The following is a 12715-nucleotide window of genomic DNA, read 5'->3' on the forward strand; positions in this document are numbered from 1 at the left end:
CTCCTCACGGCCAGGGGCTGGCCGGGTTGCGCCCATGGTACTCCGCGTGGACGGGCGACACCTACCGGCTTTTGCGGTTATCTTCCCGGTATGCGTTTTCCGAAATTTTCCGCATTCAGCCTGCGCACCCAGATCGCGCTGGTGTTCGGTGGCCTGGTGGTGGTGCTGACGGCCGCGTTGTCGGTGGTGCTGGGGGAGATGCTGAAACAGCAGATCCAGTTGCGCGCGGCCGAGTCGCTGCACGTGGTGGCCCGCAACACCGCCAAGATGATGGCCGACGGGCTGTTCGACGGCAGCCGGGAAGTCCAGGTGCTGGCAGAGGCCAAGGCACTGTGGGAGAACGGCCTGGATTCCCCTGCGGCCAGGCAGGCGCTGGCGCGCACCCACGCGGTGCAGCCCAACAGCGCCTGGATAGGCGTGGCCGATCTGCAAGGCAAGGTGCGCCTGGCCGTCAACGATGTGCTGCTGAACCAGGATGTGCACGAACGCCCCTGGTTTGTCGCCGCCCAGAAGGGCCTGTGGGTGGGCGACGTGCACCCGGCCAAGCTGCTGGCTGCCATCCTGCCGCCCTCGGTTACCGGCGAGCCGCTGCGCTTCGTGGATTTCGCCGCCCCCATCGTGGTGGATGGCAAGCTGCAAGGTGTGCTGGGCATCCATGGCGGCTGGGATTGGGCCCATCAGGTGGCCCAGGCGATGCTGCCCGTGAACGCCAGCGAACAGCAGCAGGCCGCCTACATCTTCGACCGCGCCGGCAAGGTCATCTATGCGCCGCAGGGCGAGATGGACAGGCTCAACAGCGCCGGCCAGCAACTGCCCTTCCGACCCAACAACGCCGAGCTGCCTGGCGGCCCGCTGGCCACAGTGGTGGCCTGGCAGGACGGCCAGCGGTACCTGACCGCGGTGGTGCGCATGGAGGCGCGCAGCCTGGCCAGCGACCTGGGCTGGTACGTGGTGGTGCGCCAACCGGAGGACAAGGCGTTCCAGAGCGCCAACCTGGCGGTGGCCCAGGCGACAGGGGTGGGCCTGGTGATGGCGTTGCTGGCGGCCGTGCTGGCCCTGCTGGCGGCGGGCCGCCTCTCCAGCGACTTGCGTGCCATCACCGGCGCGGTGCGCGGGGTGCGGACCGACACTGGCAAGGGCGCCGACATTCCGGTCTACGACAGCAGCCCGGAAGTGCGCGCACTGTCCTCGGCGCTGCAAAGCACCACCCGCCACCTGTTGCAGGCCAACGAGGAGATGGAAGCCCAGGTGCGTGAGCGCACGCGCGAGCTGGAGGCCGCCAACCGCGAACTGGATGTGCTGGCACGCAGCGACCCGCTGACCGGCCTGCTGAACCGGCGCGGCTTTGGTGCCCACCTGAAGGCGGCCATGCCGCTGGCGCTGCGCAGCGGCCGCCCGCTGAGCGTCGTCATGCTGGACGTGGACCATTTCAAGCGCATCAACGACAACTTCGGCCACGATGTCGGTGACGAGGTGTTGAAATACCTGGGCAGGATGCTCCCCGAGCGGCTGCGCACATCCGACGTGGTGGGCCGCCTGGGCGGCGAGGAATTCGTGGTGATGCTGCCCGACACCGGCCCCGAGGGCGCGTTGGCCACCGCCACCGCGCTGATCCAGACCGTGGCCGCACACAGCGACCCGGCGTACGGCAGCTTCACCATCAGCGCCGGCGTGGCCACCACGGCACCGGGCATGAGCGATGCGGCGGCGCTGCTGCGGCATGCCGACGAGGCGCTGTACCAGGCCAAGGGCTCAGGCCGCAACCGCGTCTGCGTGGCGCCGCTGGAATGAACGCCCAAGCCAGGAGCAACTGGACCGCCAGGAGCGGCAGCGCATGAGCGGCCGTGTGCTGGACGCGGCGGCGACTGCCGCGCTGCTGCCCTACCCGGCGCTGGCTGACGAAATCGCCCGCCTGCTGGCCGACGATTCGGTGCAGGTGCCCCCGCGCCTGGTACAGCCGCTGGCCGGTAATGCCAGCCTGTTCGTGATGCCGGCCGCCGATGCGCGCGTGGCCATGGCCAAGCTGATCTCTTTCACCCCCGCCAATACCGGCAGCGGCCGGCCCACGATACAGGGTGACGTGGTGGTGTTCGACGTTGCCAGCGGCGAGCGCCGGCTGCTGCTGCACGGCCCCACGGTCACGGCCCGGCGCACGGCGGCGGTGTCGCTGTTGGCGGCACGGAATCTGGCGACCCGGCCGGCGGGGCCGCTGCTCATCGTGGGTGCCGGCGTGCAGGGGCTGGCGCATCTGGAAGCCTTCGCCCAGGGCCTGGGCGTGCGCGAGGTCTTCGTCGCCTCGCGCAGCGCGGCCAGTGCCAAGCGCCTGGTGCAGCACGCACAGGCACTGGGCCTGCGGGCCGAGGGCGTGCCAGACGCCAACGCGTGGGTACCACACTGCCCGCTGGTGGTCACCTGCACACCCGCCAACGGCGTGGTGCTGCACGCGCCACCGGGCGAGCATGGCTTGCTGGTGGCCGTGGGTGCCTTCACACCTGCCATGGTGGAACTCGCTCCAGCCCTGTGCCGGCACGTTGACCAGCAGGGTCGCATCGTGCTGGACACCGAGGATGCAACGCATGAGGCTGGCGACCTGCTGCAAGCCGGCCTGGACGTGCGGTCCTATCCCACGCTGGGCGACGTGCTGCGCCAAAGTCAGCAGGGGAAGACCGGCCCGGTGCTGTTCAAGAGCTGCGGCTGGGCCGGCTGGGACCTGGCGGCCGCACGACTCGCCATGCAAGGGCTGATCTAGGTCAGCACCGAGGTGCGTACAGCCCTCAGGCCTTGGGCAGCGTCACGCCGCGCTGGCCCTGGTACTTGCCACCGCGGTCCTTGTAGGAGGTTTCGCAGACCTCGTCGCTCTCGAAGAACAGCACCTGGGCGCAGCCCTCACCAGCGTAGATCTTGGCCGGCAGCGGCGTGGTGTTGGAAAACTCCAGCGTCACATAGCCTTCCCACTCGGGCTCGAACGGCGTCACGTTGACGATGATGCCGCAACGCGCATAGGTGCTCTTGCCCAGGCAGATGGTCAGCACATTGCGCGGGATGCGGAAGTACTCCATCGTGCGCGCCAGCGCAAAACTGTTGGGCGGGATGATGCAGACGTCATCATGGAAGTCGACGAAGCTCTTTTCATCAAAATTCTTCGGATCCACCACGGTGCTGTGGATGTTGGTGAAGACCTTGAACTCTGGCGCGCAGCGGATGTCATAGCCGTAGCTGCTGGTGCCGTAGCTGATGATGCGGTTGCCTTCGCGCTCGCGGATCTGCCCCGGCTCGAAGGGCTCTATCATCCCGGTGCTTTCGGCCATGCGGCGTATCCATTTGTCGCTCTTGATGGTCATGGTGCTGCTTTCTTCCTGAATCTTGCGCATTGTAGGCAGGGCGGACAGCATAATAGGCCAACCTCACGGCTCACCCTATGCCGCCCCAGACACCGCCCGCCTCGCCGGTCCACGCCCACCTGTTGGTGGTGGGAGGTGATGACGCGGTGCGCCAGCAAGTGGCACAGGCGCTGGCGCTGCTGCCCTTGCCAGCCTGGCACATCAGCCAGGCGCCTTATGTGGCCGCTGCACGCCTGCAGCTGGCCTCCCGGTCGGCCGATGCGGTGCTGGCGCTGCCACCGCTGGTGGCTGGCGACAGCGACGCTTTCCTGACCCCACTGGTCGACTTGGCCGCGCTGGTGGCGCCGGAAACGCTAGTGGCCGTGTTCCCACCCGGCCAAGAAGGCGCCATGGGCCAGGCGCTGGCACTGGACCTGGGCGGCTGCCTGGCGCTGGATGCGCAAGGCAGCTACCTGCGGCTGCTGCCGGCGCTGCTGGCCCAAGTGCGGCGGCGCGCCTGGCACATGAAGCGTCTGCGCGGCAGCCTGGTGGTGGCCGAGCGTGTCTGTCAGATGGCCAGCGTGGGCGGCTGGCTGCTGGACATGGAGACGCATGAGGTGTTCTGGGACGCCGAGACGCGGCGCATCCATGAGGTGCCGGACGATTTCACGCCAACGATCAAGAATGTCAGCAACTTCTACGCCGAAGAGACGCGCGAGGAAGTGAAGACGGACATCGCCCGCTTCAACCAGCAGGGCCACGCCTGGAGCCGCGAGGTGGAACTGGTCACCGGCAAGGGGCGACGGGTGTGGACCAAGGTGCAGGGACAGACCGAATTCCGCAGCGGCCGGCGCGTGCGCATCTGGGGCACCATCCAGGACATCAGCGAGCACAAGCGCATTGAGCTGGAGCTGACCAAAACCAGCGAACTGCTGGAGCAAAGGACGCAGGACCTGCGCATCACGCTGGACAGCATCAGCCAGGGCATCATCCGCGTGGACGCCGACGGCCACCTGAACGTGGCCAACAACCGCTTCCTGGAGTTGCTGGAACTGCCGGAGTCGCTGTTTGTGGACAACCCCACCATGGAGCAGGTCGTCGCCTTCCAGCTGCAGCGCGGCGACTTTGGCGACAAGCTGGGGTGGTTCGAAGAGCGGGTACGCAACTCCAGCGAGTTGGGCGGCAGTGACCCGCCGCCCCAGAGCTATGTGCGCCAGACCCGTTCAGGCAGCGTGCTGGAGGTGAAAACCCTGCAATTGCCCTCGGGCGGCATGGTGCGCACCTACACCGACATGAGCGACTACTTCAAGGCCCAGCAGGCCTTGCAGCACAGCGAGGCGCGCTTTCGCAGCCTGACCGAGCTGTCCTCAGACTGGTATTGGGAGCAGGACCCCGAACACCGCTTCTTGCCGGTGGACAACAGTGGCTTCCAGGTCCCTGGCGAGCCCATGCGGCCCTACCTGGGCAAGACGCCCTGGGAAATTCGCGCGCTGAACATGGCCGAAACAGACTGGACCCTGCACCGCCTGGACCTGCAGGCGCGCAAGCCGTTTCGGGAACTGGAGCTGCACATCCAGGGCCAGGGCGAACAGCAACTGTGGATCGCGCTCAGCGGCACACCCATCTTCGACGAGCAGGGGGTTTTTGGCGGCTACCGCGGCGTCGGGCGCAACATCACCGAGCGCAAGCGCGCCGAACGCGAGATCGAGCGCCTGGCGTTCTACGATGCGCTGACCGGCCTGCCCAACCGCCGCCTGCTGATAGACAGGTTGAAGACCGCGCTGGCGGGAAGCAGCCGTCGCGCCAGCCATGGTGCGCTGTTGTTCATCGACCTGGACAACTTCAAGACGCTGAACGACACCCTGGGCCACGACATGGGCGACCAACTGCTGCGCCAGGTGGCACAGCGGCTGGGCGGCTGTGTGCGCGAGGTCGACACGGTGGCGCGGCTGGGCGGTGATGAGTTCGTGGTGATGCTGGAAGAGCTCAGCAGCTCACCACTGGAGGCCGGGCAGCAGGCCGAGAGCGTGGGCAAGAAGATCCTCAGCGCGTTGAACCAGCATTTCGAGCTGGCCGGCCAAGAGCACCACAGTTCACCCAGCATAGGCATGACGCTGTTCAACGACCAGGCGCAGGGTGTGGACGAGTTGCTCAAGCGCGCCGACCTGGCCATGTACCAGGCCAAGGCGGCGGGGCGCAACACGCTGCGCTTCTTCGACCCCGACATGCAGGCCGCCGCCAGCGCGCGCGCCGCCATGGAGGCCGACCTGCGCCAGTGCCTGCAGCGCCAGGAACTGCTGCTGTATTACCAGTCGGTGGTGGACGAACACAGCCGCGTCACCGGCGTGGAGGCCTTGCTGCGCTGGCGGCACCCGCAACGCGGCCTGGTGTCGCCGGGCGAGTTCATCGCGCTGGCCGAGCAGTCCGGCCTGATCCTGGGCCTGGGCCAATGGGTGCTGGAGACGGCCTGCGCACAGCTGGTGGGCTGGAACGGCTCGCCGGCCACGCGCTCCCTGAGCATTGCCGTCAATGTCAGTGCGCGCCAGTTCCGCCACCCCGAGTTCGCGCGCCAGATCCTGGCGCTGCTGCGCCAGACCGGCGCCAACCCCTACCGCCTGAAGCTGGAGCTGACCGAAAGCCTGTTGCTGGCCGACATCAATGACGCCATCCAGAAGATGACCGAGTTGCGCTCCATAGGCGTGAGCTTCGCGCTGGACGACTTCGGCACCGGCTACTCGTCGCTGAGCTACCTCAAGCGCCTGCCGCTGGACCAGCTGAAAATCGACCAGTCGTTCGTGCGCGATGTGCTGACCGACCCCAACGATGCGGCCATCGCCCGCACCATCCTGACGCTGGCCAACAGCCTGGACCTGGCCGTGGTGGCCGAGGGCGTCGAAACCACCGGCCAGCGCGACTTTCTGCAGCGTGCGGGTTGCAAGGCGTTCCAGGGCTACCTGTTCAGCCGGCCCGGGCCGTTGGACAGCATTGCGCTGGCGTCCACCACCACGCTGCACTGAGTTACAGCGCCTGCGACACCACCGTCTGCTCTATCAGCCGGTCGTCACCCAGCACGATGAGCGCGAACAGCAGTTCGTCCAGGCTGCTGGCTTGCGCCGTCTTGCGCGCCAGCAGCGGCGTGGCGGCAGGGTTCAGCACCACGAAGTCGGCCTCGCTGCCGGGTTGCAGGCTGCCTATGGCGGGCCGGCCACCACGCCCATCCAGCCCCAGCGCCTGCGCCGCGCCCAGCGTGTGCTGCCACCACAGGTGTTGCGGCGGCAACGACAGCCCGGTCTTGGTCTGCCCTTCGCGGCCCACGTAATAGGCCGCCAACATGGTGTGGAAGGGCGAGAAGCTGGTGCCGCCACCCACATCGCTGGCCAGGCCAAATTTGAAGCCCATGCGCTCGGCACCGGCATAGTCGAAAAAGCCGCTGCCCAGAAACAGGTTGCTGGTGGGGCTGACGGCGGCGGCAGCGCCGGTGGCGCGCATCAGCGCACGGTCGTCGTCGTCGAAATGGATGCAGTGGGCGTAAATGGCGCGCTCGCGCATCAGGCCGAAGTCGGCATAGGTGGCCAGGTAACTGCGCGAAGCGGGGAACAATTCGCGCGCCCAGGCGATTTCGTCCTTGTTCTCGGCCACGTGGGACTGTATCCACACATCGGGGTATTTGGCCGCCAGTTCCCCGGCTCCGCGCAACTGTGCTTCGGTGCAGCTGGGTGCAAAGCGCGGCGTGATGGCATAGCCCAGGCGGTCCACACCGTGCCAACGCTGCAACAGCGCTTCGGTGTCGATCAGGCTTTGTTCAGTGTCGTCGCGCACGCCATCGGGGGCATGGCGGTCCATCAGGCACTTGCCGGTGATCAGCCGCAGGCGGCGGGCTTGCGCTTCGGCAAACAAGGCATTGACGGACTCCACATGCGAGGTGGCAAAAGTCAACGCGGTGGTAACGCCATGGCGCAGCAGCTCGTCGAGGAAGAAGGCAGCGGTCTGCGCGCTGTGCTCGGCGGAGGCAAAACGGGTTTCCTGCGGGAAGGTGTAGTTCTCGAGCCAGGGCAGCAGGCCGTCGGCCGGCGAACCGATGACGTCGGTTTGCGGGAAGTGGATGTGCAGATCGACAAAGCCGGGCGCGATGATGCGCCCGGGCAGTGCCGTGACGGGCACGCCGGGGTACAGCGGCGCGATCTCGCGCGCCGGGCCAGCGGCCTGCACCAGTTGACGGCCATCGGGTCCCGGCCCCACCACCAGCAGACCGTCCTGGTCGTAAATCGCCGAGGAAGCCGGTGGCCGGTCCGGCGCGAAGCGCAGCAATGCGGCCGAATACGCCTTCAGGCTGCTCATGCTGTGCGCAATCAGTGAAAGGTCTCGAACACCTCGTTGAGCCGGTCCATATAGGCCCGCTTGGCGGCGGCATCGATGAAGCTGGCATCGAAGCTGTTGAACGCCATGTCGTAGGCCTGCTGCGCACCCAGGCCCAGGGCGGCAAAGGTCTGAGTGAAGTTCTCGTTCATGTAGCCGCCGAAATAGGCCGGATCGTCGGAATTGATGGTCACCTTGATCCCGGCTTCCAGCATGCGGCCAATGGTGTGCTGCGCCAGCGTGGGGAACACCTTGAGCTTCAGGTTGGACAGCGGGCACACCGTCAGTGCAATCTGGTCCTGGGCCAGGCGCTGCATCAGCGCGGCGTCTTTGATGGCCTGCACGCCATGGTCGATGCGCTCCACCTTCAACAGGTCCAGCGCGCCCCAGATGTAGGAAGGCGGCCCCTCTTCGCCGGCGTGCGCAACCAGGCGGAAACCCAGCTCCTTGCAGCGCGCGAACACGCGCTGGAATTTCTCCGGCGGGTGGCCCACCTCGCTGGAGGCCAGGCCGATGCCCACGATCTTGTCGCGAAACGGCAGCGCCTGCTCCAACACCTCAAAAGCCTCCTCCTCGCTCAGATGGCGCAGGAAGCACAGGATCAGCGAGGCCGTCATGCCGAAGTCCCGGGGGGCGTCGGCGCAGGCGCGGTGCAGGCCATTGATCACCGTGTCCACGGACAGGCCGTGGGCGGTGTGGGTCTGGGTGTCGAAGAAAATCTCGGTGTGCAGCACGTTGTCGGCGGCGGCGCGCGCCAGGTAGGCGTGCGTCATGTCGTAGAAATCCTGCTCGGTGCGCAGCACCGTGGTGCCGATGTGGTAGATATCCAGGAAGCTTTGCAGGTTGTTGAACACATAGGCGCCGCGCAACGCCTCCACGCTGGGATAGGCCAGTTGCACGCCATTGCGCCGGCCGGCCTCGAAGATCAGCTCGGGCTCCAGTGAGCCCTCTATGTGCATGTGCAGTTCGGCCTTGGGCATGCGTTTGAGCAGTTCGGGCAGGCGGTCTGCCGCCACGGGTTTGACTAAGTTGCGTTGCATGCGTGTTCTCTCCTGCTGTGAAACGGTCGGCCGGCATCCTATTGGTATCGTTCTTGCTCGCAAATACCAGGCCACCGCCACCAGACCTCGCTTTAGTTTACCCTTGAGACGCACAACCCAAGCGCGCGACAATACAGCATGACCAGCCATACCATTCAATTCATACGTCGCGGAGACATCGTGGCACTGGACCAGGTACCGCCCGAGCGCACCTTGTTGGAGCTGTTGCGCGAGGACCTGGGTTGCACAGGCACCAAAGAGGGCTGCGGCGAGGGGGATTGCGGCGCCTGCACCGTGGTGCTGGGCGAAGCGGTGGATGGCCAGTTACGCTTTCGCGCCGTCAACGCCTGCATCAGCATGGCGCATGCGGTGGACGGCCTGGCGCTGTGGACGGTGCAGGACCTGGCCGGCGCCAATGGCCGCCTGCACCCGGCCCAGGCCGCCATGGTGCAGTGCCACGGCGGCCAATGCGGCTTTTGCACGCCAGGCTTTGTCATGAGCCTGTTCGGCATGTACCAGAACCATGTCTGCCAGGGCCGCGCCATCACGCGCGAGCTGGCGCAAGAGGAACTGTCGGGCAACCTGTGCCGCTGCACCGGCTATCGCCCCATCCTGGACGCCGCGCAAACCATGGCCAGCCTGCCGCCGGCGCAGGTGAATGAGACTGACCTGCTGCACAAGCTCAAGCGCATCAATCCCGGCATCAACCCGGGCAGCCTCGCCGGCCCCCGGGCGTCCGACGGCAATGGTGCCTACCTGGCGCCGCGCACGCTGAGCGGCCTGCTGTCGGCCCGCGCCACCCACCCCGACGCCCAGCTGGTGGCCGGCTGCACCGATGTGGGCCTGTGGGTGACCAAGCAGCACATGCAGTTCGCCAAGGTGCTGGACGTGACCAAGGTGCGCGAGTTGCGCCGGGTGGAACGCTACCCGCACCACATCGCCATTGGCGCGGCGGTGTCGCTGACCCAGGCCTTCGCCGCGCTGGAGCACGACCGGCCGCAATTGCACGCCTTTGCCGCCCGCTTTGCCGGCCTGCCGGTGCGCAACGCCGGCACGATGGGCGGCAACGTGGCCAACGGCTCGCCGATTGGCGACTCCATGCCGCTGCTGATCTCGCTGGGCGCCAACGTGGTGCTGATGAGCCAGCGCGGCCACCGCGAGTTGCCGCTGGATGCGCTGTACACCGGCTACCGCAAGAACATCATCGCCGCCGACGAGGTGCTGGCCTGGATCAAGGTGCCCAAGCCCACAGCGGGCGAGTTCAGCCGCGTCTACAAGCTGTCCAAGCGTTTCGATGACGACATCTCCGCCATCTGTCTGGCCATCCGCCTGCAGCTGGACGGCCAGCAGGTGGTGGAGGCTTCCATCGGTGTGGGTGGCGTGGCCGCCACGCCAGTGCGTGCCCGCAAGACCGAAGCCGCGCTGCGCGGCCAGGCCTGGAACCCCGCTGCGGTGCAGCGCGCCATGGCCGCCTTGCGCGCCGAATTCCAGCCGATTTCCGACATGCGCGCCAGCGCCGGCTACCGCCAGCAGGTGCTGGGCAACCTATGGCAGCGCTTCTGGCTGGAAAGCCAGGGCCAGCAGGGCATCAACCTGGAATCCTTCCACCTGGAACGGGAGGCCGCATGAGAGATCCCCTCACCCCAACCTCCACCGAGACGGCCAAGCAGGCCGCCGGCATCTCCACGCCGCACGAGAGCGCGGTGGCCCACGTCACCGGCAATGCGGTGTATGTGGACGACATCCCCGAGGTCAAGGGCACGCTGCATGCGGCGCCCATCCTGTCCAACGTGGCGCACGGCAAGCTGCTGGGCGTGGATGCGGCCCCCGCGCTGGCCCTTCCCGGTGTGCGTGGCGTGGTGCTGGCAGCAGACATTCCCGGCCACGCCATGCTGGCCAGCTTCATTGGCGACGAGCCCATCTTCGCCCGTGGCACCGTGCAGTTCGTCGGCCAGGTGGTGGGCCTGGTGGTGGCCGACAGCGTGATGCAGGCACGCCGCGCCGCCCGCAAGGTGAAGCTCGACATAGAGCGCCTGCCGGCCATCCTGACGCCGCAAGAAGCGCTGGCGGCCAAAAACTTCGTGCTGGCGCCGGTGGTGGTGAAACGCGGCGACGCCACCCAGGCGCTCCAACGCGCCCCCCACACCCTGAGCGGCGAGCTGGACGTCGGCGGCCAGGAGCATTTCTACCTGGAAGGCCAGGTGGCCTATGCGCTGCCGCAGGAGCAGAACCAGTGGCTGGTGTATTCCAGCACCCAGCACCCGGGCGAGGTGCAGCACTGGGTGGCGCACGCGCTGGGCGTGGACAACCACGCGGTGCGGGTGGAATGCCGGCGCATGGGCGGCGGCTTTGGCGGCAAGGAAACCCAGGCCGGCCACCTGGCAGTGTGGGCCGCCGTGGCGGCGGCCAAGCTGGGCCGGCCAGTGAAGCTGCGGCTGGACCGTGACGACGACTTCATGGTCACCGGCAAACGCCACCCGTTCCACTACCGCTACCGCGTGGGCTTTGACAACAGCGGACTGCTCAGCGGCCTGGACCTGACCATGGCGGTGAACTGCGGTTTCAGCGCCGACTTGAGCGGCCCGGTGGCCGACCGCGCCATCTTCCACAGCGACAACGCCTACTTCCTGGAAGACGTGGCCATCACCTCGTACCGCTGCAAGACCAACACGCAGAGCCACACCGCCTTTCGTGGCTTCGGCGGCCCGCAGGGCATGATGGTGATAGAGACCATCATGGGCGACATCGCCCGCCACCTGGGCCTGGACCCGCTGGATGTGCGCCAGCGCAACCTCTACAGCGAAGAGTTGACCGCCGCACGCAGCGGCGCGCCGGCCCAGCCGCGCAACACCACCCACTACCAGATGCGGGTGGAAGACAACATCCTGCAGCCGTTGCTGCACCGACTGGAGGAAAGCAGCGACTACCGTGAACGCCAACGTGCACTGGCGCTGTGGAACGCTGGCAGCAGCGTGCTCAAGCGCGGCATGGCCATCACGCCGGTGAAGTTCGGCATCTCGTTCACCGCCACGCTGTTCAACCAGGCCGGCGCGCTGGTGCACGTGTACCTGGACGGCAGCGTGCAGGTCAACCACGGCGGCACCGAGATGGGCCAGGGCCTGCACACCAAGGTGGCGCAGATCGTGGCCGACGAGCTGGGCATCCCCTTGTCGCGCGTGCTGTCCACCGCCAGCGACACCAGCAAGGTGCCCAATGCCTCGGCCACTGCCGCGTCGGCCGGCACCGACCTGAACGCCCGCGCCGCACAGTTTGCCGCCCGCCACGTGCGCGACAACCTGGCGCAGTTCGTCTGCGGGCTGGACGGCTGCGGCGCCGGCGCGGTGACGTTTGCCAACGGCCAGGTGACCACGCCCAAGAGCGTGCGCAACTTTGACGCCGTGGTGCAGGCCGCCTATGCCAACCGCATCCAGCTGTGGAGCGACGGTTTTTACCGCACGCCCAAGATCCACTACGACAAGACCACGCTGACCGGCCGGCCGTTCTACTATTTCGCCTATGGCGCCGCCTGCACCGAGGTGGTGGTGGACACGCTGACCGGCGAGAGCCGGGTGCTGAAAGTGGACATCCTGCACGACGTCGGCCGCTCCATCAACCCGGCGCTGGACGTCGGCCAGATCGAAGGCGGCTTCATCCAGGGCATGGGTTGGCTGACCACCGAACAACTGGTGTGGAACGACCAGGGCCTGCTGACCACCCACGCCCCCAGCACCTACAAGATTCCCGCCACCGGCGACACGCCGGCGCATTTCAAGGTCAGCCTGTGGCCCGAGCCCAACCGCGAAGACAACGTGTTTGGCAGCAAGGCGGTGGGCGAGCCGCCGCTGATGCTGGCCATCAGCGTCTATGAGGCGCTGCGCGACGCCGTCAGCCATGCGCGTGCGGCCAGCGCCGGCACGTCGGCCGCGCGCACCCCGGCGCACCTGACGGCACCGGCCACGGCGGAAAACCTGCTGCACGCCATCCATGCGGCATGATGGT

Annotated in this window: 8 protein-coding genes; 5 read left to right on the top strand and 3 right to left on the bottom strand. The window is 67.2% G+C overall.

Features of this window, described 5'->3' with window-relative positions:
- Window positions 1-90 precede the first annotated feature (90 nt).
- Both AC1DX2_RS11745 and AC1DX2_RS11750 read left to right on the top strand, forming a co-directional pair.
- On the top strand, window positions 91-1791 hold the full coding sequence (locus tag AC1DX2_RS11745; protein ID WP_477196523.1) for a sensor domain-containing diguanylate cyclase: 1701 nt from the start codon (window positions 91-93) through the stop codon (window positions 1789-1791).
- Window positions 1792-1834: 43 nt separating this feature from the next.
- Window positions 1835-2749 carry a delta(1)-pyrroline-2-carboxylate reductase family protein gene (locus AC1DX2_RS11750; protein ID WP_477196524.1) on the top strand — a complete coding sequence of 305 codons (915 nt, stop codon included), beginning with the start codon at window positions 1835-1837 and terminating at the stop codon, window positions 2747-2749.
- 25 nt (window positions 2750-2774) lie between these two features.
- Here AC1DX2_RS11750 and dcd read toward each other — a convergent pair whose 3' ends face one another.
- Window positions 2775-3341: a dCTP deaminase gene (gene dcd / locus AC1DX2_RS11755; protein ID WP_477196525.1), complete on the bottom strand. Its 567-nt coding sequence runs from the start codon at window positions 3339-3341 to the stop codon at window positions 2775-2777.
- 77 nt (window positions 3342-3418) lie between these two features.
- Between dcd and AC1DX2_RS11760 the strand changes: the two genes are divergently transcribed.
- Window positions 3419-6337 (top strand): sensor domain-containing protein, encoded by a 2919-nt coding sequence (locus AC1DX2_RS11760; protein ID WP_477196526.1) that lies wholly within the window; start codon window positions 3419-3421, stop codon window positions 6335-6337.
- Window position 6338: 1 nt separating this feature from the next.
- Here the strand turns inward: AC1DX2_RS11760 and guaD are convergent, their stop codons facing one another.
- Entirely contained in the window at window positions 6339-7658 is a 1320-nt protein-coding gene (guaD, locus tag AC1DX2_RS11765) for a guanine deaminase (protein WP_477196527.1), read from the bottom strand.
- An 11-nt stretch (window positions 7659-7669) separates the two neighbouring features.
- A complete protein-coding gene (locus AC1DX2_RS11770; RefSeq protein WP_477196528.1) occupies window positions 7670-8716 on the bottom strand; it encodes an adenosine deaminase in 1047 nt (348 codons plus the stop codon).
- A 138-nt stretch (window positions 8717-8854) separates the two neighbouring features.
- Here AC1DX2_RS11770 and xdhA point away from each other — a divergent pair, with 138 nt between their 5' ends.
- Window positions 8855-10345, top strand: coding sequence for a xanthine dehydrogenase small subunit (gene xdhA / locus AC1DX2_RS11775; RefSeq protein ID WP_477196529.1), 1491 nt, complete (start codon window positions 8855-8857; stop codon window positions 10343-10345).
- Window positions 10342-12711: a xanthine dehydrogenase molybdopterin binding subunit gene (gene xdhB / locus AC1DX2_RS11780; protein ID WP_477196530.1), complete on the top strand. Its 2370-nt coding sequence runs from the start codon at window positions 10342-10344 to the stop codon at window positions 12709-12711. The genes xdhA and xdhB overlap by 4 nt, the downstream gene beginning before the upstream one ends.
- Window positions 12712-12715 lie beyond the last annotated feature (4 nt).

Source organism: Hylemonella sp. P2_B10, from assembly GCF_056404875.1.